Source organism: Vibrio breoganii (assembly GCF_024346795.1).
Lineage (GTDB): Bacteria > Pseudomonadota > Gammaproteobacteria > Enterobacterales > Vibrionaceae > Vibrio > Vibrio breoganii.
The window spans coordinates 2513617-2535928 of record NZ_AP024864.1 but is presented as its reverse complement, the minus strand read 5'-3'; the positions used below and the strand labels follow the sequence as shown (position 1 = coordinate 2535928).

The following is a 22312-nucleotide window of genomic DNA, read 5'->3' as shown; positions in this document are numbered from 1 at the left end:
AGTTAGATGTCTAGAAAGGCGGGTCGCCCAGCGGAAAAGACAGAGGCGCGAGAGAGTCTTATTCGAAGCGCCAAGTTATTGTTTAGCAGTATGCCCTATGAAAAAGTATCAACGCGCCTGATTGCAGAGAAGGCGGGAGTAAACTCGGCCATGATTCGTTATTACTTCGGTAATAAAGAAGGGTTATTTGAAGCCATGATAACTTCGGTAATGACACCGATACTCGACAGCATGCGTAAGCATAAGCAAAGTCCAAGTTCGCAGTCTTTAGAGAGTATCATGCGTGCTCACTATCTGGTCATGAGTAAGGACCCTGAGTTTCCTCGTATGCTCGCGCGTATCATGATGCAACCTCCCTCAGAGGTTCAGCGCCAAGTGACGGAAAAGATGTTTGATCAACTCGTAGGCACGCTTGGTGATGACCTACTCTTTACCCAAGATAAGCAAAATGTATTCCGCTCGGACTTAGATGTTAAGAAGTGCAAGCTGACCTTCATCAGCATGCTGATGTTTCCCTTCATCTCTCCGCCGGCAATACTGGAAAAGCATCAAATTGAGCTCACACCAACTTTTCTAGAAGAGATGCTACAGCACAATCTCAGTGTCATCGCATCAGGAATGATAAATACCAAGGTTCAGAACCAGGACAACACTTAATGAAACTTAACCGAAAACTGCTGTTTTTTCCCGCGCTGGCTGTCGGGATTATCACCCTAGTTGTGATGATTGAAACTCGACCTGATGTACCTACCAAACCTGCAGGAGACAGAGCAAGACCTGTCGAGGTCATGACCATGACTCCAGTATCAATGGCGCCAGAAGCCATCGGATTTGGACAGGTATCCCCCAAGTTTGAGTGGAAGGCGATTGCTGAGGTTACCGGAAAGGTGGTGTATCGAAACCCTGATCTTGAGCGTGGGCGCATTTTGACGGCGGGCACTGAAGTGCTCAGAATTGATCCGTTAGATTATGAGCTAAAGCTGATTCAAGCCAAAGCGGATTTAGGCTCCAGTGAAACTCAGCTTAAAAAGTTGGCTCTGGAGAATAGCAACAGCAAGAGCAGCTTAAAGATTGAAAAGAACCGACTAAAGCTGGCAGAAACAGAGCTCAAGCGTATTCAAGATTTGAGGAGCAAAAAAGTGGCCTCTCAGTCTGATGTTGATGCGCAGCAACAGACTTACCTTGCGCAGCAGAAGCTCGTTCAAGACATTGAAAATCAGATGGCGCTGTACCCTGATGAGAAAAAAGTGGCAGAAGCCTTGGTAGAAGTTAACCAAGCTAAAGTGCAAGAGGCAGAACGCTCCCTTGAGAAAACCAGTATTGTTCTTCCTCGCGATTTGCGCATTTCTTCTGTGGATATCGAGCTTAATCAGGTGGTAAACCTGCAACAAGAGATGATAGTCGCGCAAGGGCTAGACGTAATGGAGGTTGAGGCTCAGCTTTCCATCCATGATATGCAGCTGTTAGTGCAAAGCCTTGAAACGAAAGAGCGTGATGCAGTGGGCTCTCCACTGCCAAGTTTTTCACGCCTTAATGCCGAGGTCACCTTATCTAGCGGCAATTTGAAAGCGACATGGCCGGCTAAGGTAGCAAGAGTGAGTGATTCTATCGACCCTACCCAAGCCACTGCTGGCGTGATTCTTGAGGTTGAACAAGACTACAGCCAACTCTCTCCTAGCGGTACGCCGCCTATGGTCAGTGGCATGCTGGTTCGAGCAAAGATCGAGGGAACAGAGTCTGCGGCATGGGTGATCCCTGAGCGCGCTTTGCACGGCGATAAGGTGTATTTATTCGAAGACAGTAAGTTAAAAATAATGCCGGTAACCGTACTCTATCGACGAGATCAACAGGTGGTAGTTGATGGGGATTTCTCTGACGGGGATACCTTGATCCTTAACGACCTATTGCCGGCGATACCGGGTATGTTGCTGAAGCTTGAAATGCTTGAAGACGAGCCACAAGCATCGGAGGGTGACGCGTGATTCGTTTCTTTGCAAGACACCCAACAGCGGCCAACTTGCTGATGCTACTTATCTTTTTGGTGGGTGTTCTTACCTTACCCACCATCAAGAGAGAAACCTTTCCCGAGTTTTCGCCTCCCTACATTATGGCGACCATCGTCTATCCTGGTGCCTCACCAATGGAGGTGGAAGAGAGCTTGTGTGTCAGGATGGAAGATGCGGTAGATGGGCTGTCCAATATCGAAGAAACCACCTGTGAGGCTATTGAAGGCAGCGCTCGTCTAACGTTGAAGCTGGATAACTCTGCAGACATTGGTCGTATGCTGGTGGATGTGCAAACGCAGATTAATTCGATCAATGACTTCCCAGACGAGATTGAATCTCCAATGGTGCAAGAGCTGGATTGGAACGAGCCTGTGGTAGATGTGGCAATTACTGCAGATACAAGTTGGCCAGAATTAAAGGCTTATGCAGAGAGCCTGAAGCGTACTATGAAGCTGGACTATGGCGTCTCCTTGGTTGATGTGTCCGGTTTCTCTGACCATCAATATCGTGTCGAACTCAATACCTACATCATGCGTCAACTCGGGCTGAGCGTGAATGACATAGCGTCCCAGATTGGCAAGCAGAACGTAAAATTGCCGAGTGGCAACGTAGAGACGCCAGAAAAGAATCTACTGATTCGCTTTGATGAAAGACGAGTCACCCCGCAACAACTAGAGAGTATCGTAGTGGGCTCGGGGCCTAATGGCTCTATTGTGCGCCTTCGTGACGTGGCCACCATTACCGATCGCTTCGAGTTGGATGAACAGAAGGTACTGTTTGATGAAAAGCCTTCGGCCATACTCAAGATCAGTAAAAACAAAGAAGATGATGCTCTTAGGATTAAAGACAATGTCACCCGTTTTGTTGATGATCAACGCGCGATCGCACCTGATGGCGTCACGATTGAAATGACCAACGATCTCTCATCTGTACTGTGGGATCGATTGAGCATGATGGTGCGCAATGGATGGCAAGGTATCGTATTGGTATTCGCCACTATGTGGCTGTTCTTTAGTTTGCGATATTCATTCTGGGTTGCGGCAGGCCTACCGGTTGCTTTCCTTGGTGGCATTTTTATGATGGCTAATCTGGGTATTTCCATCAACATCATGTCGCTGGTGGGTTTGCTGATGGCCATCGGTATCATGATGGATGACGCCATAGTGATTGCCGAGTCGATAGCCGCGCATCTTGATCGGGGGCAAAGCATTGATGATGCGGTAATAAACGGCGTGAAGAAGGTGCTCCCCGGAGTGGTATCTTCATTTCTAACCACAGTGTGCATCTTTGGTAGCTTGCTGTTCTTAGATGGTGAGATGGGTGCTGTGTTAAAAGCGGTACCGCAGGTGTTGATTCTTGTACTGAGTATCAGTCTTATCGAGGCTTTCTTGATCTTGCCTCATCACTTATCACACTCATTGCACAGTGCTAAGAAAGAGCGCCCAGACCTGCGCTTCAAAACGGCTTTTCTCGAGAAGTTTGAAGAGTTTCGTAACGGTCCTTTAGTGCGAGCGGTGGACAAAGCGGTCGAGTATCGTTATCTCTTTATGGGCTCGGTTATTGCAGCCTTGCTCATTTCTATTTCCCTGCTTGCCGGCGGGCATCTTAAGTTTGTGCCCTTTCCTGAGTTGGATGGGGATATCGCAGAGGCGCGAATTATCCTACCTCCAGGTTCTTCATTGAGCCAAACCGAAAAAGTCGTAGAGCGACTGGTTAAATCTGCTGAGAAACTTGATAAAGAGTGGACCGAAAACGTCGAAAATGGCGTTCCTTTAATTCAGCACATTACCGCAAGCTTTAACAGCAATGCGGATGCCAATGAATCAGGTCCGCACATTGCAACGGTGCGCCTAGACTTGCTTGGCGCAGAAGTGCGAAATACCATCCTTGATGACTTTATTGATGCCTGGCGCGAAGATGCAGGGGAGATGGCTGCGCCTATTTCACTGGTATTTAAACAGCCGACTATGGGGCCGGGCGGGCGCGCAATCGAAATCCGCTTGCAACATGATGATCTAGAGTCTCTCAAGGCGGCCTCAATAGAGATACAGTCTTATCTGAATGAGTTTGATGGCGTGCACGGCGTGCTTGATGACATGCGAATGGGTAAAGAAGAGGTCTTGGTTAAATTGCGCCCTGGGGCTGAAAGCTACGGGGTGAATGGGCAGATGATTGCAAGTCAGTTGCGCGCCGCCTTCTATGGTGAAACGGCAGATGAGATCCAGATTGGCGTTGAGAACATTAAGATTGAGGTGCGTTTAGACAAAGAAGAGGCGGGCAATCTTGAGCGTCTGGCTAACTTCCCAATTATCATGCCTGACGGAGCACAGATCCCTCTTGCAACCCTAGCAAGCTTTGATTTCCAGCGTAACTATGTGCGAATACAACGTATCAACGGTATGCGAACCGTGGCGGTGTTCAGTGATTTAGACACCTCAAAGGTAAGCTCTGGGGAGATTATCAGTAAGTTCAAGACTCAAGAACTTCCCAAGCTTCAGCAGAAGTACCCGGGTATTCGTGTTGATTTTGAAGGGGAGTCAAAGGATACAGCAAAGACAGGCTCATCGATGGGTAAAGGCTTCTTAGTGGGCTTGTTTGGTGTGTTTGCGATTTTGAGTTACCAATTCCGCAGCTATCTCGAACCCTTTGTGGTTATGTTGGCGATCCCGCTGGCCTTTATTGGAGTGATTTGGGGGCACTTCTTGCTAGGGCATAACATGAGTATGCCAAGTATTATGGGGTTTGTGTCTCTTGCTGGGATTGTAGTGAACGATTCTATCCTCTTGGTTCAGTACATACGCTTTCATGTGGATGAAGGAGATACAGTGCATGATGCTGTGGTTAAGGCGAGTCGAGAGCGCTTCCGAGCGGTATTTATCACCTCAATGACAACCGCAGCTGGTTTACTGCCATTGCTTTTGGAAACAAGCCTACAGGCTCAGGTTATTCAGCCTCTGGTGATATCGATAGTGTTTGGTATCTTTGCCTCAACAGTGTTGGTGCTGTTTATGGTGCCTTGCGCGTATTCCATATTGGCTGATTTTGGTAAGGTGTCTAAACATGAGAACCTTAATGCCTAACTATCAATGTCCAACTATCAATGGCTTAGTTTGAATACATCAAAACGTGCTTAAAATGTAATCTCAACTCAAACAAAACGTCACCTTCTTGTCATTGAACTTCCTTAGTTTGGGCATTAACCCTTTGGGTACCCATCTGGGAAGTTGATAAGGAAGGCGACATGAGTAGTTTTGATTTAGAAAATCAGGGTGTACAGCGAATAAACCCTATCGTTCGTTTTGATCTGGCATTTTCATTGTTCTGTCTTGAGCATAGATTTGCTTCTCAGGTTGGCTTATTTAGCAGGGCTGTCTCTCACTCTGGAGACGGCCATCTCTACGCAGCAATTGCTCTAATCGCTTGGGTCGCCGATTCGACTATTGGCAGTCTGTTTCTTGCCTGTGGTCTGATTTCATTTGTTATTGAGCTGCCGATTTACTGGGTTGCCAAGAACAGCTTTCGCCGTCGCCGTCCCCATGATTTGTCCTCTCGATTGACCAACTTTATTGAACCGTCGGATAAGTACAGCATGCCCTCAGGCCACACTGCTGCTGCGACCATTATGGCGGTATTAACTTGCGCCTTCTTCCCGAGCTTAGCCGTGATAGCTGTGGTTTGGGCTAGCCTCATTGCACTTTCTCGAATCCTACTTGGCGTTCATTTCTTTAGCGATATCGTTGCGGGTATGATGCTGGGTTTAGCCAGTTCATTCATCGCAATGGCAATTGTGGGAGTCTAATTTGTGAAGATACTCTATGGCGTGCAAGGCACTGGAAATGGGCATATCGCTCGTGCGAGGGCTATGGCTGAGGCGTTTAAAAATCGAGATGGGATACAAGTAGACTTTGTATTTTCAGGCAGAGAAAGAGAAAAGTACTTCTCGATGGAGTCCTTCAACGGCTATCGCTCTTTTTCTGGGCTCACATTCAACTCTCATTGTGGCAAGGTGGACTACCTAAAGACCGCCACCAATAACAACTTGGTGGAGTTGTTCCAAGACATCAACAGCCTAAATGTCAAAGACTACGATTTAGTACTGAATGACTTTGAGCCTATTTCTGCGTGGGCCGCTAAGAAGCATAAAGTGCCTTGTATTGGCATCAGTCATCAGAACGCGTTTCGCTTTCAGGTTCCAAAGAAGGGCTTTGGCTTGATGGATAAAACCATTATTCATCACTTCGCACCCTCAGATTTTCAATTGGGCCTGCATTGGTATCATTTCGAGCAACCTATCTTGCCACCTATTGTGCATACTTGTGCACAAGGTGCAGTAACCGAAGAAGCATTTATCTTAGTCTATCTGCCTTTTGAGGACTTAAAGCAAGTGGCAGATTTACTGCAACGTTTCTCTGATCACTCTTTTCGCTGCTACCACCCTGATGTAAGGGATGCGGATGACATCGGTAATGTGCAGTTTCGTCCCCTGTCGTTTTCTTCTTTTCAGAGCGACCTTTCTCGCTGTCAGGGAGTGATTGCGAACGGTGGCTTTGAGCTGCCATCGGAGGCGCTCTCTCTAGGTAAAAAACTGCTGCTTAAACCCCTCAATGGACAATTTGAACAGCAAAGCAATGTGGCTACTTTGGAGTACCTAGGCTTGGGTTCTGCAATGCTGGAATTGGAAGCAGGAACAATACGAAAATGGCTAGGTGAACAAAAACCGGATCCGATTCGTTATCCAGATGTTGCCGGAGCTATTTCTGATTGGGTTATCGAAGGAGACTGGCATCAGCAGGAAGCATTAAGCCAAAAACTGTGGAAGCAAGTGGACTTTCCTAGCCATATAACACATCTATTGGATTGATCTGAGCGCCTCGCTCGGTCTCTTTTCTGTAGTGGTAAGCGACCATTTACTACGGGTCTCTTACCACTTTTAGTATATACACCTTTCATTAATGACTGCTTTTTGTCTAATTATTCATCACAAAACCTGATTTAGGTTTTTTTACACCTAAATTAAGTGTTTGTTATTTATGGCTAAAATATTGTTGTTGATAAAACGTACTGATTCTTTATCAATTTGCTTGTTCCTTGGTGATGATTTGAAACATATTAGCGCTATTGAATATTCATCCCGTTGATGATTCGCCGGTTGGTTCGTAGTTTCGTAACTCTATATTTTGATACGAGCTATGCAGTAGTACTGACTCGCGGTTGGCTAAATAGAATAAAGAGAAGAGTATATGTTAACTAGCAATTCACATGATTGGCAGCAAGGATTAGCTCACCAAGGAACAACCCTACGTGGAGTCGACTTAAATCTGCTAACCGTGTTTGATGCAGTTATGCAGGAGCAAAATATCACTCGCGCCGCAAAAAATCTGAACATGTCCCAGCCTGCAGTAAGTAATGCAGTAGCGCGCTTGAAAGTGATGTTTAAAGACGATCTGTTTATGCGTCAAGGTCGTGGTATTTCTCCCACTCTTCGTGCGCGTCAATTGTTTGTCCCTGTTCGTCAGGCACTGCAATTGGTTAAGAATGAACTGCCTGGTGCGGTATTTGATCCAGCAACATCGACCAACACATTTTCTATTGCCATAGGGACACCTAATGATGTTCGCTTTGCGCCTCAGCTTATCAAAACCACCACAGAGAAAGCGCCTAACGTTAAGTTGAATCTGGACTCGCATGGTGGGGTTTCATTACATGAGAAGCTTAAGCAGCAAGAGCTGGATTTTGTCATTGATTATACGCGCTTCGAACAACCTGGCTTTGTAAGCACTGAACTATACAGCGATGAGCTTGTGGTGATTTGTGCAAACGATCATCCCCGTTTAGGGAACAAGCACCAGATCTCTATGGAGCAGCTTTTAGCTGAGCAACATGCACGCTTGTCTCCTGCTAGCGATGTGATGGGTTTGAGCGATCGAATCTACAAGAGCTTAGAGGTGACCTCTTCATACCGAGGTGCAACCTTGGGTAACTTGATCGCGGTTTCTGCGCAATCTGAACTTATTTGTGTTGTGCCTCGCTGGGTAAAAGACTTTTTCCCGACAAACCTAGGTATCCATGCATTGCCATTCCCTGGTGAGCTAGCTGAGATTAAGGCATACCTAACATGGCATGAATCGCGTGAAAACGATGAAGCACATGTGTGGATGAGAGAGCAATTAATGACGGTTTGCGGAGAAGTTGTAACAAAAGATCGTTAGGGATCTTTAGCCAAAAATAGCGCATAAAATCATCAAGCACCAAAAACTAGGTTTTTTGGTGCTTTTTTATTAGCCATATGCAATTAATGACTACTCTTACCAGTAAGTAAAAACCGGATTTATGTCCAATTTTGTATGATGAGAAAGCTATTAGAATTGCGTTTTATTTGCCCGACTGTAAACTATGCGCTCACTCAGCTTACACCTGTAAGCCAAAAGGTAGAGGTTTATGACCAGTTCAGAGTTTCACATTGTAAAAAAGGTTCGCCAACAGGTTGTAGATGGAGGAGATCGCGCGGCACTCAAACATAAGTTTGATGGTGCTTGGCACGATATTTCTTGGTCGCAATTTGGACAGCAAATGGATGCTGTTTCTATGGCACTTTTGGCTCAAGGATTGAGTGTTCAGGATAAGGTCGGTATCTATGCCAACAACATGCCAAAATGGACAATGGCAGATATTGGTGCATTACAAGCACGTGTTGTAACCGTTCCTATTTATCCTACTAATACAGCAGAACAGTCTGCTTATGTTATTCAAAATGCAGACGTGAAGGTGTTGTTCGTTGGTGAACAAGAGCAATATGACGCGTCTGTAGGCATCTTCGAACAATGCGAACAGCTAGAGCTGATTGTTGCCATGTGCGACAGCATTAAACTTGAAGACAATAGCTTCAGCCTTTCTTGGGATGACTTCCTTAAGTCTTCAGAGAAAAACGATACCGAAACGCTCAATACTGAATTTGAGCAGCGTCTTGCTGACGCGAACCTAGATGACCTTGTGACGCTGATTTACACCTCAGGTACCACAGGTCAGCCAAAGGGCGTGATGCTGGACTACACGAACTTTGCCTCTCAATTGGAAGGGCACGTTGAGCGCTTGAACCTAACTAAAGACGATGTGTCTTTGTGTTTCTTGCCTCTTTCGCATGTATTTGAGCGCGCATGGACCATGTTCGTTCTGTATACCGGCGCAACCAATGCCTATTTGGTTGATACCATGCAAGTGAAAGATGCGCTAGGTGAGGTTAAGCCTACAGTGATGTGTGCTGTGCCTCGCTTCTACGAGAAGATTTTCTCTGCAATTCACGAAAAAGTGTCTCGTTCTTCTTTTGTTAAGAAAGCGATGTTCACTTGGGCTGTTAACATGGGTGCACGTGTTGCACTTTGTAAGCAGGAAGAGCGTGAGCCTTCTTACTTACTTAAACGCAGCCATGCCTTAGCGGATAAATTAGTACTGAGTAAGCTCAGAGCTCTATTAGGTGGCAATATTACGATGATGCCATGTGGCGGAGCCAAGCTGGATGAAACCATTGGCCGCTTTTTCCATGCACTTGGCTTGAACGTGAAGCTAGGCTACGGCATGACAGAAACAACGGCGACCGTGTCGTGTTGGGATGAGCCAGCATTTAACCCGGACTCTATCGGTACTTCAATGCCGGGCGCTCAAGTTAAGATCGGTGAAAACAACGAGATCTTAGTGCGTGGCCCTATGGTTATGCGTGGTTACTATAAGTTGCCAGAAGAAACAGCGAAAACCTTCGACGAGCATGGTTTCTTGAAGACGGGAGACGCGGGTCAATTTGATGACAACGGTAACCTGTTTATTACGGACCGAATCAAAGAGTTGATGAAGACCTCTGGTGGTAAGTACATCGCGCCTCAAGTGGTTGAAGGCACCATTGGTAAAGACCACTTTATCGAACAGATTGCCGTTATTGCGGACACACGCAAGTTTGTGTCTGCTTTGATCGTACCAAGCTTTGAGGCGCTAGAAGAGCATGCTAAAGAGCTTAACATCAAATACCACGATAAGGTTGAGCTGTTAAAGCACAGCCAAATCGTTGAAATGCTTGAAGCTCGAGTGGCTGAACTGCAACAAAACTTAGCCAAGTTTGAGCAGGTGAAAAAGTTCAAACTACTGCCTAAAGCCTTCTCTATGGAGAAGGGAGAACTGACTCCAACTCAGAAGCTTCGCCGTAAGGTTATCAATGACCGTTACCAAGACGAAATTGATGAAATGTACGATGAAACGGGCAAGAGCAAATCAAAGCCTAAAAAGTAGTGCATTAACGTAAACAATTAGAGCCCGCCACTTTATTAAGTTGGCGGGCTTTTTTTATTTAACGCTATTAAAAACAGATAGTTAAGAATCATGAGTCATATGGGTGTGCTTTTTTGTGATTTTTGTTAATGAAATGTGGTTTTTGCGTGGACAGCTGTAGGTCAAAAACGGTATGGTGGGCAGGTTATCCCACGCCTGCTATGGCCTGTGTGGGGACATAGTTGAATTGTTATTGAGGTACTTAAACGCTCAGTAATGATAAGGATACTTTTAGGCTACGAATAAGCCCTAGCTATGTAAAACCTAGCGGATAAGTGGACCAAACCTATTCGCAATCGGTAAGGAGAGATTTAATGAAAATGTTATCTGGCGCAGAAATGATCGTCCAGTCATTGATCGAAGAAGAAGTAGAGCAGATCTTTGGCTACCCCGGCGGTTCGGTACTTGATATCTACGATGCCCTTCATGCAAAGACTGATAAGATCAAACACGTCTTAGTGCGCCATGAACAAGCAGCAACGCATATGGCCGACGGTTATGCCCGCTCAACGGGTAAGCCTGGTGTCGTGCTCGTGTGTTCTGGCCCTGGTGCGACGAATACCGTTACTGGTATTGCGACAGCGTATATGGATTCGATCCCAATGATCGTCATTTCAGGAAACGTACCCAATAGCCTGATTGGTAATGATGCGTTTCAAGAGTGTGACATTGTCGGCGTATCGCGCCCGATCGTTAAACATAGCTTTTTAGTAAAGCGCGCTGAAGATATCGCCGAAACGGTTAAAAAAGCATTTTTCATCGCCTCGACTGGTCGTCCCGGTCCTGTGGTTATTGATGTGCCGAAAGATGTCATGAATCCTCAGATTAAACTCCCTTACGAGTATCCTGAAAGCATCAAAATGCGTTCTTACAACCCAACCACATCTGGACATAAAGGACAGATCAAAAAGGCGTTGAAGGCGCTTTTAGAGGCGAAAAAGCCTGTGTTGTATGTGGGTGGCGGCGCGGTTATCTCAGAATCAGACCAATATCTAATTAGTTTGGCTGAGAAGCTGAACTTGCCTGTGGTGAGTACCCTTATGGGCTTAGGCGCTTTCCCTGGGATGCATAGCAACTCTTTGGGTATGCTGGGCATGCACGGTACTTACGAAGCCAACATGGCGATGCACAATGCCGATCTTATTTTTGGTGTGGGCGTACGATTTGATGACCGTACCACCAATAACCTAGAGAAGTACTGTCCTGACGCTAAGATCATCCATGTGGATATTGACCCGTCTTCAGTCTCTAAGAATGTCCGAGCAGACCTACCAATTGTGGGTTCTGCCGATAAGGTTCTTGAGTGCATGGTGTCACTGCTGGAAAATCAAAATAGTGACAACGATAAAGAAGCCTTAGACCACTGGTGGAGTGAGATTGCGACTTGGCGTGAGCGTCAATGTTTAGCTTACGAGAAATCGCCAGACAAAATTAAACCGCAACAGGTTATTGAAACCCTGCACAAACTGACAGATGGTGATGCGTATGTGGCCTCTGACGTAGGTCAGCATCAAATGTTTGCGGCGCTTTACTACCCATTCAAACAGTCTCGCCGTTGGATTAACTCAGGCGGTCTAGGAACTATGGGCTTTGGTCTTCCTGCGGGAATGGGGGTTAAGTTCGCACACCCTGAAGAAGAAGTAGTGGTTGTGACTGGTGATGGCAGTATTCAAATGAATATCCAAGAGCTGTCTACGGCGCTCCAATACGGCATTCCAGTAAAAATCATTAACCTAAATAACCGCTTCCTAGGAATGGTTAAGCAGTGGCAAGACATCATCTACGAAGGACGTCACTCTAATTCCTACATGACTTCTGTACCTGATTTCGCAGCTATTGCTGAGGCTTATGGACATGTGGGTATTCGTATTTCCTCGCCAGATGAGCTCGAATCAGGCCTGCAAAAAGCATTAGATATGAAAGACCGCTTGGTATTTGTCGATATCAGCGTAGATGAAACCGAGCACGTGTATCCAATGCAAGTCAAAGGCGAAGGCATGGACAATATGTGGCTAAGCAAGACGGAGAGAACCTAACTATGAGACATATCATTTCCCTACTAATGGAAAACCAACCAGGTTCACTGTCTCGAGTAGTGGGTCTGTTCTCACAGCGTGGCTACAACATTGAATCTCTGACGGTATCACCAACAGACGATGAGACCCTTTCACGTCTGAATATCACAACAGAAACCAATGAACTGCAACTAGAGCAAATTCAGAAGCAACTGCACAAGTTGATTGATGTACTCAAGGTGCAAGAAGTGACTGAGTTTGATCACATTGAGCGTGAGCTTATGATGGTGAAACTAAAGGCATCGGGATTTGCTCGTGCTGAAGTGAAGCGCACCGCTGATATCTTCCGTGGGCAGATCGTTGATGTCACCGCCTCTCAGTACACCGTACAACTGGCGGGCACCAGTGAAAAGCTCGATGCTTTTATTCAAGCGGTATCTGAAATTACCGATGTGATTGAGGTAGCTCGAAGCGGAGTCGTGGGTATTGCCCGTGGCGAAAGAGCGCTGAAAGCATAGTTTTCATTTCAGGTGTGTTGAAAAGCGAACGCTTGCTCACTGGTTTTTTACCTAGCTTAAGCTACTGAAAAATTAAAACTTTGTGCTAATTGTTAAAGTCATCCTTGTCACAGGGATGGCTTTTTTATTGCCTAGAACTTTGAGTTAGTGCAAATAGTATGATTATTGTGATTGCGTGGTGCTTTTTTGAACGATACACTGCGCCCAGTTTGAATGAACACAGCATCGCTGAGTGGGATAGGGATAGCGCAACTCTGTGATCATATCGAGGCGAAGTATGTTAAAGAATGCATTTGTAAGATTAGTGGTTGGTGGTTTATTGATGATGGCGGTGACATTTAACGCTGTTTACTTTTTACCACTAGTGTTGTTGATGAACACACATCGAAGTGAACTGTTCTCCTACTAAAACTTACTAAGAAATAGACATAAAAAAAGAGAGCCGATTGGCTCTCTTTTTTGTATCTGTATCGAACTACAAATTATAGTACGTGTACAGATGCAGTGTTAGTAGTACCTGAAGCAACTAGAGCGCCAGAAACCATAACTACGATGTCGCCTTTCTTACCAAAACCAGCTTCTAGAGCGTACTCTTTGCCGTTTTTGTAGAACTCATCAGTGCTGTCGATAGAATCAACAAGAACTGGACGAACACCTTTAGTAAGAACTAGCTGTGCAGCAGTCTTAGGGTTAGTTGTTAGAGCAACGATGCTTGCAGTTGGGAAGTACTTACGTACAGAACGTGCAGACTTGCCGCCTTCAGTAGCAACGATGATTAGTGGAGCAGCTAGCTTCTCAGCTGTGTCTACTGCGCCTTTACATACTGCTTCAGTGATGCGTAGACGTGGGCTGTCAAGACGAGAACCTAGTTCTGCTTTTAGCGCGCTGTCAGTACGGTTAGCGATTTGAGCCATGATAGCTACTGATTCTACTGGGTACTTACCTTTAGCAGTTTCACCAGAAAGCATTACTGCGTCAGTACCATCCATGATTGCGTTTGCAACGTCACCCGCTTCTGCGCGAGTTGGACGTGGGTTGCTGATCATAGAATCAAGCATTTGAGTTGCAGTGATAACAACTTTACGTGCACGGTTACACTTCTCGATCATCATCTTCTGAGCGAAGATTACTTCTTCAGCTGGGATCTCAACACCTAGGTCGCCACGAGCAACCATGATGCCGTCAGAAGCTTCAAGGATAGCGTCAAAGTTATCAACACCTTCTTGGTTCTCGATCTTAGAGATGATGTGGATGTTTTCGCCACCGTTAGCGTTTAGAAGCTCACGGATTTCTTTAACGTCTTCTTCTTTACGAATGAAAGAAGCAGCAACGAAATCAACGCCTTGCTCACAACCGAACTTAAGGTCAGCTTTATCTTTCTCAGAAAGAGCAGGAAGTTGAACAGAAACGCCAGGAAGGTTAACACCTTTGTTTTCGCCTAGTGCGCCGTTGTTAAGAACTTTACACTTAACTTCAGTTTCAGAAGTAGAGATAACTTCCATTTCGATTAGACCGTCGTCTACTAGGATAGTGTTACCAGCAGTTAGGTCGTTCGCGAAACCAAGGTAAGTTACAGCAACGATGTCTTTGTTACCAACTACAGCAGCATCTGTAGTGAAAGTGAATTCTTGACCAGCTACTAGATCAACGTCATTGCCGTCTTCTAGTTTGATTGTACGGATTTCTGGACCTTTAGTATCTAGAAGGATAGCTAGCTGCTTGCCTACTTTAGACATAACTTCGCGGTAGTTTTCGATACGCGCAGCGTGCTCTTCAAAGTTACCGTGAGAGAAGTTCAGGCGCATTACGTTCATGCCTGCATTTACTAGTTCAGTTAGCTTCTCTACAGATTCAGTTTTAGGGCCAATCGTACATACGATTTTGGTCTTTTTCATGGAAAATACTCTCCGGTAAGTATTACGTAAGTTTAAATAGGGTACTGGCGGCCATATTACTTCATTTGTAATTAAATTACAAAATTTACAGCGAGTCGTTAATTTGTGACTCAAAAAGCATTTATTGGCAACCACGACGACCAATCACACATTATCAGTCAATTTAAGAGCGATAATTGGATTATTTTTCGTCTAATCCGCCGTTAAAGTCTGAATGAACGCTTTAGTCATTCAGGCACTATCAGCAAAAATTCTGTAATAAAGTTTCTTTCTGGTGTCGGATTCTAACACCGAACTTAATGAAGTTCACGATTTAGAATTGTCTTAGAACAAGGTTTTAGCGCAAAATTATTATTTTTAACATTGAAATAAATCCACAGAGCTAAAACTAGGCCGGATCAGGCCTCAGCTGTGTTGTTGTTATCTAAATCTGGCGTTTCGGAACGTGTTATATTCTTCAACTATTGACTGATAGATCATCTGAAACGTTCAAAGAGGAATTGAGATGTTGAAACTGGGTGTTATAGGCTCAAACTGGATTACAGAGCGCTTTATTGATGCAGCAAAGGCAAGCGACTCGTTTACATTGCAGGCTGTCTATTCAAGGAAGATAGAGAACGCGAAGCAATTTGCCGAAAAACATCAAGCAAGTGATTGCTTTGACTCTTTAGAAGCCCTTGCCAACAGCAATGTTGATGCTGTCTATATCGCTAGCCCTAATTCATTGCATGCCCCTCAAGCGATTCAAATGATGAAAGCGGGTAAACACGTTATTGTGGAGAAACCGATTGCTTCAAACTTTGCACTGGCAGAGCAGATGTATCAGGTCGCTGAAGAGCAAGGTGTCATTCTCTTTGAAGCCTACATGTCTAGTTATCTTCCCAACTTCGATATTGTTCGGCAGTCTATCCCCAAGCTAGGAAAGCTTCGTAAGGCGAATATTAACTACTGCCAGTATTCTTCTCGCTATCAAAAGTACTTGGACGGAGAGAACCCTAACACCTTCAATCCTGCATTCTCCAATGGCTCTATTATGGATATCGGCTTCTATTGTATTGCGGCCTGCGTTGAACTTTTTGGTGAGCCTCAATCTATAAAAGCGCACGCCGCTTTGTTGGAATCGGGTGTTGATGGCCATGGCAGTGTCATCCTTAACTATGGGGATTTTGATGCGGTGGTTACTCATTCAAAGGTGAATGATTCTTACCTGCCTTGCGAAATACAAGGAGAGGATGCTGCACTACAAATTGACATGATTTCTTTGTGCCAAAGTGTGGAATGGCATCAAAGGGGGCTGTCGCCTCGGTCTATTGCAATAGAGCAACACGCAAATCCTATGTACTACGAAGCCAAAGCCTTTGCCAAAGTCATAAAAAGCGGGCGAATTCACTCAGCAGACAAAAAAAGAGCCTTGATAACCTCAAAGGTCATTACTGAGATTCGAGCGCAAACTGGGGTGGTTTTTCCTGCCGACCAGTAATTCAATAAATCGAGATATCGATAAATATCAGAGTTTTACACCTAGATGACTGTTGGTAGCGGTATCTTGGTTTATTCTTAGAACTGAGCAAATCTTTGTGGGACAGCATCTTATATGCGAACTAAAAATAAACGCTTCGACCTCAACTTATTAAGAGTCTTTGTGATTGCTTATCGCAGTCAATCTGTCACTAAGGCTGCTGATGAGTTAGATATGACTCAATCCGCGGTCAGTAATGCATTGGCACGGTTAAAAGACAATGCAGGGCAGGAGCTGTTTGCAAGAACGGGCAGGGGAATTAAGCCTACTCGATTTGCTCAGGATCTTTACGAGAGGTTAGCAAGTCCATTATTAGATATAGAGGCTTGCTTGTCTGGTCTTGAGAGCTTCGAGCCTGAACAAAGCCAGCGAACGTTTGTTGTCTATGTGCACGAAGGGCTCATTTATACCTTGCAGCGCGCGCTAGTGAATACCGCGATGCCACCGGGTATTGATGTGGTGACTAAAGAGCTGCCAGCAACTGAAGAAGCGATCTACGATGATCTTAGTAATGAAAAGGTCGATCTTGTTATCGACGTGGTGAAGTCCACCTCTCGAGTGTATACCACCCAACCACTGACCGAAAATAAACTCTGTTGTGTGGTGCGAAAAGGGCACCCGAGGTTTTCTAGTCATTCGATCAGTAAAGATCAATACCTGAGTGAAAAGCACGCCATACTTAACCTGCGTAGAAGAAGCCTGCCGTTCGTGGGTTGGTTCGTTGATGAAGTCTTACCACAGCGAGCAGTGCATTCTCAGCACTCTTCATTAATGGGCATAATGAGTGCGGTGTCATTTAGTGATGCGATCGCGACGGTTCCCTATCATCTTGCGCAGCAGTATCAAGATACCTTTGGGCTTGAGGTGTTGGACTTTCCCTTTGATGTGGATACCTACCAGTCTTACCTGGTTTGGAATAGCCGAATGAATCAAAACAAGGCTAATGTGTGGTTACGTGAGTTGGTCTCTAATCTACTTGCCAAAGATGAGCCGATAGTAAGTACTAACTGATGAGTAGGCTATGAGCATCGTTGGGTAGGTGTAAGATGCCCAAGTCTACAGCTTGCGTTGCGTTTATTTGCTTACTCACAATAGCGCTTAACACATCGACATCAATGATAATGGACTCTTCACTTTCCCCTTGTGGGACTTCATGTTGCTTGATGCTGATCCTAGAATCTGACGCTATGATCTTGTAGTAATGTCCTTTGCTCGATTCAAATAAGAACCACTCTCCCTCATTTTCAGAACTGAGTTGTTGTTGAAGTTGAAACATCAGCATCATCATTCTTTGCTCATAACGGCCACCAACAGCCACCTTTATCTTGCCAGCATTAATCGCTTGAGCGGTTGCTAATTGAAGACTAAAGGTTTGTTTTGGCACCTGATAAAGCGCGCCACTTCCAATGCCATCCATGACACACGCTGTTGCTAGTGATGGAACGAGCAATGTCGCAGATAAAAGCACAGCTATGGTTTTGTTGATAAGGGTAGGCATCTTGAACTCCAATCATAAAAGACATTAGGGTCAACAGACCCTAAGCACTTCCGTGTGCTTAGCTTATCGAGATAAGCTTGCCTCCTAGGACTTTAGCCAACGCGTGTTTTTATTTGATTATCGGTTAATCGGAGACTCACCTGAGGCAGAGTAGCCCACGCTATACTTTGAGTGATCTTGTGGCTCTATCACGTTGAAATACATCTCGAAGTTGTCCAGATAACCCGTTAGTTCACCCAGTTTATCCAGACTGCCTTCCGCCTTAATCTCACCTGATTTGATCAACTCTTGCATGGTCGATTGCTGAGTCAGCAATTGATCGAAGGCTGAGCGTTGCATAGTCAATGTGAAGTTTGGATTGTTGACATCAAAGCCTTCAATCGAGCTCATGCGGCCGTTCTTCACCTCGATGGCAAACTTCTCATTCTCATCGGTAATGATTAAGTTGGCGCGCATTTCAAAGTTGTCTTGCGCTGCCTTTGGTCCATTTAGGCGCACGCCCATGTAGTTCAGAAAATCTGCCGTTGGCATGTTTTGAATCATGTCTGCAGAGGCGGTCTTAGTGGATGCGCCTTTGACAATACCTCGGCGCAGTTCATCAGCGCCCACAAGAAATACGTTACGCTCTCCAGATGATTCACTCTGGTAGCCTAATTGCTCAAGACAGTCTGCTTGCAGGTATCGAGCTTGCTTGTTTTCAGGTTCAGCAAAGACCACCTTATTGACGATCTCAGCACACCAGCGGTAGTCACCTCGATCAAAGGCTTTGCTACCGGCAGCAATAATGTTGTCGGCACCAAAGTCTTCTACATAGCGTTTCGCTGATTCAGTCGTGCTGAGCGGAATCAGACTCGCTGGGTTCATGTCAAAGTAGCCTAGGTACTTATTTAATACCGCTTTTGCATTGCGATGATAAGAACCGTGGTAGCCACGCAAATACCATTCATTCGCTAAGGTTTCTGGGACTTTAAATTCATCTTGGATGTCATTGATGTTGACGCCATGATTTGCCAGACGCAGAGATTCATCGTGCAGGTAGCCATACATATCACGCTGCTTCTCGAGGAAGTTAACCACGTTGTCGTTACCCCAGCGAGGCCAGCTGTGAGAGGCGATCAGCACCTCGGAGTGATGACCAAACTCATACAAGGCTTCGTTGATCACATCTGCCCATTGCAAAGAGTCACGAACAAATGCGCCGCGAAGTGTGTACAGGTTATGAAGGCCGCCCACGGTGGTTTCCGCGCCCCAGTACGTCTTGTACTCTGGGATATAGGTGTTCATTTCTGATGGTGCTTCGGTTTCTGGAGCGTTCTGCATTACCAACTCCAGGCCATCTACAGTCACGCTTTGAATGTCGTCTTGAACCTCTAGAGTAGGAATGATCAAAGACAGTTCTCCAGAAGCCACGGATTTACCAATGGCCGCATCCACTTGTCCTTGAGCGCCTTTGTCTAGTGATGTGCCGTATTGGTACAGCACGCGCCTTGCCATTGCCGTTCCTGCCAGAACGTTTTCTGAGATCGAGTGTTTGGTAAAGCCACGAGGTGCAATGATCTCAACCTCACCAGCATCAACCTGTTGCTGCGAGACAATGCCTTTTACGCCACCAAAGTGGTCAGCATGAGAGTGGGAATAGACCACCGCTTTTATCGGTAGATCGCCATTTGGAACATGCTTCTTAAACAGCTCATAAGCAGCTTCAGCGGTCTCAGGGATGGTCAAAGGATCGAAGACAATCCAACCATTTTCACTGCGCACGAAGGTAATGTTGGCTAGGTCATAGCCACGTACCTGATAAACACCGTCTCGTACTTGGTAAAGACCGTGCTTCATGTTTAGGACGGCTTGACGCTGCATACTAGGGTGAATGCTGTCAAAGTCTTTGCCTTGCAATAGGAAGTCATAGCTACCTAGTTCCCAAGCAACACTTTTGCCATCTTTGTTCATGATCTTAAGGTTGTCTTCACGAGCGATAAATCCTTTATCAGCCAACTCAAAATCCGTTGTATCAGAGAAGTTCAATTGTGAGCGCAGTGAGTTATTAAAGTCAGCGGTGTACTTAGTTGCATTTTTTGACTCAGCATTAAATGCGGGTAGCGCTTCGTTTGCACTGGCACCAGCAAAAGACGCTGTTGCGGTCAAAGCGCTAACAATGACTAAAGATAAAGGAAGAAGGTTCGCTTTCATAATGTCTCTCATAAGTGGGCAAAGTGCCGATGTGGGGTAGCTTATGAGAACTGAATGATTCAATCATTATGGGGAACTTGCTTTCAGATATTTTCAATATAAATATCTAGAGAGGTTGAATTCAGATGTCTGAGAAAATGCAGTTCTCCCTCAGCATGAATAGTTGAAAGATTAGATGTTTTTAATGGAAATATCAGATTTACTGCTTCGGCTATTTTTTGAATGGTTAGATTTGGTTAAATTATCAGCGTTCCCAAACAACACTGACTACTGAGGTTGCCATGACAATGCGTACTAAATCTACTCTACTACTTCTGATTGCTTCTCTGTTTACTGTAACAGGCTGTGCATCAAACGAGGCAATGGATGCTGAGAATAAAAATGCGGGTCGTAACCGTGGTGCTATTGGTGGTGCCTTGCTGGGTGCAACGGCAGGTGCGTTAACTGGCGATGCTAGCTTAGCGGCTAAAGGTGCGGTAGCCGGCGGTGTTGCTGGTGGTGTTGCGGGCTCAATGAAAGATGTGGATGATGCTCGCTCTAAAGATAGAACAGAGATCCAGGCTGATGGCTTAAAGCAGGATAATCGCTCTGATGCTGAGAAGCGCCTTGCGGAGCTAGAGGCTGAGGTGAAAATCAAAGAGCTAGAATCCAAACTGGCTGATATGGAAGAGCAAAAAGACGGCTCTGAAGAGAGCTAATGGTTGGGGCAACTTTGTATTCCATATTAACGCCAAGCAATGCTTGGCGTTTTTGCGTCTATCCGAGTTTTGTTGCTAATCTAAACGCATGTTTATCGTGTGAGCAATTTTATAGTGCTATTTCCAGAGCAGCCTCAATGGTTAGAGGTAGAGCAGGGTAGGCTCTATTACGACCCTAAATTCATGCTACCTAACGAGGCCAATGAGTTATTTCAGTCTTTGCACAATCAACTCCCTTGGGAGCAGCGAGCTATTAAGATGTACGGACGCTCGGTGATGCAGCCAAGGCTACACGTATTGTGTGGCACGCACGCCTATCGATACTCCGGCATTACCCTTGAGCCCTTGCCTTGGCCAGCACTAATACAGCCTATCAAGCAAAGAGTGGAAAGCATTGCCCAGCAAAGCTTTAATACTGCTCTGATCAATCTCTATCGTGATGGGCAAGACCATATGGGGTGGCATAGTGATGATGAAAAATCATTGGGAGATTCCCCCATCATTGCTTCATTAAGCCTAGGTGCTAGTCGGCGTTTCATTCTTAAGCACAAACAGACCAAGCAAAAGATAGAGTACATATTAGAGGATGGCGCTTTACTGGTAATGGCGGGCGATTTGCAAGCGCATTGGCAACACTGTATCCCAAAAACCACAAAAGTCTCACAACCGCGTATTAATCTTACCTTTCGGAGTGTGATAGGCTAGCTCGCATACTCATCTAGAATGGACCACGAGCATGCAACAAACACACACTTATCCAATTGGAACACCCGGTCAAAAGTGGACTCAAAAAGAAGTTCAACAATGGCGTGAGAGTCGCACTTTACAGCGTTCTTATAAAGACGAAGTGCTTTCTAAGATGGATGAAATCGGTGATAGCTTCGAGCGTGTTCAATATGGAGAGCTGGATTACCCATCAGGGCCTTACCCACTGTTTGGCTTTAAATCTAAGCAATGGCATAGCGATAAGCCAACGGTACTTGTCACCGGTGGTGTACATGGTTACGAGACCAGTGGCGTACAAGGCGCACTGCTGTTTTTGAAAGAAGCAGCCTCTCAGTATCAAAGCGACTTCAATCTCATTGTTGCACCCTGTGTGTCTCCTTGGGGCTATGAAATCATTAATCGCTGGAACCCAGAGGCAGTAGACCCAAATCGCTCATTTGTAGAGAACAGCTCAGCCCCTGAGTCTGCGCTAGTGATGCAGTTTGTCAAAGACCTAGGTGTTGAAGTCTTTGCACATATCGATCTGCATGAGACCACAAACAGTGATGAAGAAGAATTTAGACCGGCCTTAGCGGCGCGCGATGGGCTGGAGTACTTTGAGGGTTCAATTCCTGATGGTTTTTATACTGTGGGCGACACTGAAAATCCATGTGAAGAGATGCAGACAGCCATTATTGCTTCCGTGGAAAAAGTCACTCATATTGCCCCTGCAGACCCAGATGGCACCATCATTGGTTCACCGGTAGTACAGCATGGCGTAATTAACTATCCGCTAGAAAAACTGGGCTTATGCGCTGGCTTTAGCAAGGCCAAATACACCACGACAACCGAAGTGTATCCAGACAGTGCTAAAGCGACAGCCGAGGAGTGTAACCGCGCCCAAGTAGCGGCGATTACCGGAATGTTGGATTACCTTAAAGCGCTGTAATTGACG

At 45.6% G+C, this 22312-nt stretch carries 17 protein-coding genes; 14 read left to right on the top strand and 3 right to left on the bottom strand.

Features of this window, described 5'->3' with window-relative positions:
- Nucleotides 1-6: 6 nt before the first annotated feature.
- From OCU35_RS11695 to ilvN, 9 genes are all read left to right on the top strand, one after another.
- Complete coding sequence (locus tag OCU35_RS11695; RefSeq protein ID WP_261825401.1) at nt 7-657, top strand: TetR/AcrR family transcriptional regulator; 651 nt, start codon at nt 7-9, stop codon at nt 655-657.
- Nucleotides 657-1982: an efflux RND transporter periplasmic adaptor subunit gene (locus OCU35_RS11690; protein ID WP_261825400.1), complete on the top strand. Its 1326-nt coding sequence runs from the start codon at nt 657-659 to the stop codon at nt 1980-1982. The genes OCU35_RS11695 and OCU35_RS11690 overlap by 1 nt, the downstream gene beginning before the upstream one ends.
- Nucleotides 1979-5086 carry an efflux RND transporter permease subunit gene (locus OCU35_RS11685; RefSeq protein ID WP_261825399.1) on the top strand — a complete coding sequence of 1036 codons (3108 nt, stop codon included), beginning with the start codon at nt 1979-1981 and terminating at the stop codon, nt 5084-5086. The genes OCU35_RS11690 and OCU35_RS11685 overlap by 4 nt, the downstream gene beginning before the upstream one ends.
- Before the next feature lie 161 nt (nt 5087-5247).
- Nucleotides 5248-5805, top strand: coding sequence for a phosphatase PAP2 family protein (locus OCU35_RS11680; RefSeq protein WP_261825398.1), 558 nt, complete (start codon nt 5248-5250; stop codon nt 5803-5805).
- A gap of 3 nt (nt 5806-5808) precedes the next feature.
- A complete protein-coding gene (locus OCU35_RS11675; RefSeq protein ID WP_102322519.1) occupies nt 5809-6867 on the top strand; it encodes an MJ1255/VC2487 family glycosyltransferase in 1059 nt (352 codons plus the stop codon).
- Nucleotides 6868-7246: 379 nt separating this feature from the next.
- Entirely contained in the window at nt 7247-8215 is a 969-nt protein-coding gene (gene leuO, locus OCU35_RS11670) for a transcriptional regulator LeuO (RefSeq protein WP_017028775.1), read from the top strand.
- A gap of 229 nt (nt 8216-8444) precedes the next feature.
- Nucleotides 8445-10280, top strand: coding sequence for an AMP-dependent synthetase/ligase (locus tag OCU35_RS11665; RefSeq protein ID WP_261825397.1), 1836 nt, complete (start codon nt 8445-8447; stop codon nt 10278-10280).
- Nucleotides 10281-10633: 353 nt separating this feature from the next.
- Nucleotides 10634-12355 carry an acetolactate synthase 3 large subunit gene (locus OCU35_RS11660; protein WP_017028773.1) on the top strand — a complete coding sequence of 574 codons (1722 nt, stop codon included), beginning with the start codon at nt 10634-10636 and terminating at the stop codon, nt 12353-12355.
- Nucleotides 12356-12357: 2 nt separating this feature from the next.
- Nucleotides 12358-12852 (top strand): acetolactate synthase small subunit, encoded by a 495-nt coding sequence (gene ilvN / locus OCU35_RS11655; protein WP_026012667.1) that lies wholly within the window; start codon nt 12358-12360, stop codon nt 12850-12852.
- Nucleotides 12853-13334: 482 nt separating this feature from the next.
- Here the strand turns inward: ilvN and pykF are convergent, their stop codons facing one another.
- Nucleotides 13335-14747: a pyruvate kinase PykF gene (gene pykF / locus OCU35_RS11650; RefSeq protein WP_017028771.1), complete on the bottom strand. Its 1413-nt coding sequence runs from the start codon at nt 14745-14747 to the stop codon at nt 13335-13337.
- Nucleotides 14748-15252: 505 nt separating this feature from the next.
- Between pykF and OCU35_RS11645 the strand changes: the two genes are divergently transcribed.
- Together OCU35_RS11645 and OCU35_RS11640 are read left to right on the top strand one after the other, a co-directional pair.
- A complete protein-coding gene (locus tag OCU35_RS11645) occupies nt 15253-16227 on the top strand; it encodes a Gfo/Idh/MocA family protein (RefSeq protein WP_261825396.1) in 975 nt (324 codons plus the stop codon).
- Nucleotides 16228-16341: 114 nt separating this feature from the next.
- Nucleotides 16342-17277 (top strand): LysR family transcriptional regulator, encoded by a 936-nt coding sequence (locus tag OCU35_RS11640; protein ID WP_082961324.1) that lies wholly within the window; start codon nt 16342-16344, stop codon nt 17275-17277.
- On the opposite strand, the gene OCU35_RS11635 is transcribed toward OCU35_RS11640, so the two are convergent.
- Both OCU35_RS11635 and OCU35_RS11630 read right to left on the bottom strand, forming a co-directional pair.
- Nucleotides 17270-17764 carry a hypothetical protein gene (locus OCU35_RS11635; RefSeq protein ID WP_261825395.1) on the bottom strand — a complete coding sequence of 165 codons (495 nt, stop codon included), beginning with the start codon at nt 17762-17764 and terminating at the stop codon, nt 17270-17272. The genes OCU35_RS11640 and OCU35_RS11635 overlap by 8 nt on opposite strands.
- A gap of 117 nt (nt 17765-17881) precedes the next feature.
- Nucleotides 17882-19954, bottom strand: a complete 2073-nt coding sequence (locus tag OCU35_RS11630) for an alkyl/aryl-sulfatase (protein WP_261825394.1) — start codon at nt 19952-19954, stop codon at nt 17882-17884.
- Nucleotides 19955-20235: 281 nt separating this feature from the next.
- Between OCU35_RS11630 and OCU35_RS11625 the strand changes: the two genes are divergently transcribed.
- The 3 genes from OCU35_RS11625 to OCU35_RS11615 all read left to right on the top strand — a co-directional run bounded on the left by OCU35_RS11625 (nt 20236) and on the right by OCU35_RS11615 (nt 22306).
- Nucleotides 20236-20652, top strand: coding sequence for a glycine zipper family protein (locus OCU35_RS11625; RefSeq protein WP_261825393.1), 417 nt, complete (start codon nt 20236-20238; stop codon nt 20650-20652).
- A gap of 114 nt (nt 20653-20766) precedes the next feature.
- Nucleotides 20767-21357, top strand: coding sequence for an alpha-ketoglutarate-dependent dioxygenase AlkB family protein (locus OCU35_RS11620; protein WP_261825924.1), 591 nt, complete (start codon nt 20767-20769; stop codon nt 21355-21357).
- 31 nt (nt 21358-21388) lie between these two features.
- Nucleotides 21389-22306: a M14 family metallopeptidase gene (locus OCU35_RS11615; RefSeq protein WP_261825392.1), complete on the top strand. Its 918-nt coding sequence runs from the start codon at nt 21389-21391 to the stop codon at nt 22304-22306.
- Nucleotides 22307-22312: the final 6 nt, after the last annotated feature.

Coding starts and splice junctions, on each gene's coding strand:
- OCU35_RS11640 (WP_082961324.1), top strand. CDS start 16,342: ATGCGAACTAAAAATAAACGCTTCGACCTCAACTTATTAAGAGTCTTT.
- OCU35_RS11645 (WP_261825396.1), top strand. CDS start 15,253: ATGTTGAAACTGGGTGTTATAGGCTCAAACTGGATTACAGAGCGCTTT.
- leuO (WP_017028775.1), top strand. CDS start 7,247: ATGTTAACTAGCAATTCACATGATTGGCAGCAAGGATTAGCTCACCAA.
- OCU35_RS11680 (WP_261825398.1), top strand. CDS start 5,248: ATGAGTAGTTTTGATTTAGAAAATCAGGGTGTACAGCGAATAAACCCT.
- OCU35_RS11695 (WP_261825401.1), top strand. CDS start 7: ATGTCTAGAAAGGCGGGTCGCCCAGCGGAAAAGACAGAGGCGCGAGAG.
- OCU35_RS11690 (WP_261825400.1), top strand. CDS start 657: ATGAAACTTAACCGAAAACTGCTGTTTTTTCCCGCGCTGGCTGTCGGG.
- OCU35_RS11665 (WP_261825397.1), top strand. CDS start 8,445: ATGACCAGTTCAGAGTTTCACATTGTAAAAAAGGTTCGCCAACAGGTT.
- pykF (WP_017028771.1), bottom strand. CDS start 14,747: ATGAAAAAGACCAAAATCGTATGTACGATTGGCCCTAAAACTGAATCT.
- ilvN (WP_026012667.1), top strand. CDS start 12,358: ATGAGACATATCATTTCCCTACTAATGGAAAACCAACCAGGTTCACTG.
- OCU35_RS11630 (WP_261825394.1), bottom strand. CDS start 19,954: ATGAAAGCGAACCTTCTTCCTTTATCTTTAGTCATTGTTAGCGCTTTG.
- OCU35_RS11625 (WP_261825393.1), top strand. CDS start 20,236: ATGACAATGCGTACTAAATCTACTCTACTACTTCTGATTGCTTCTCTG.
- OCU35_RS11615 (WP_261825392.1), top strand. CDS start 21,389: ATGCAACAAACACACACTTATCCAATTGGAACACCCGGTCAAAAGTGG.
- OCU35_RS11635 (WP_261825395.1), bottom strand. CDS start 17,764: ATGCCTACCCTTATCAACAAAACCATAGCTGTGCTTTTATCTGCGACA.
- OCU35_RS11660 (WP_017028773.1), top strand. CDS start 10,634: ATGAAAATGTTATCTGGCGCAGAAATGATCGTCCAGTCATTGATCGAA.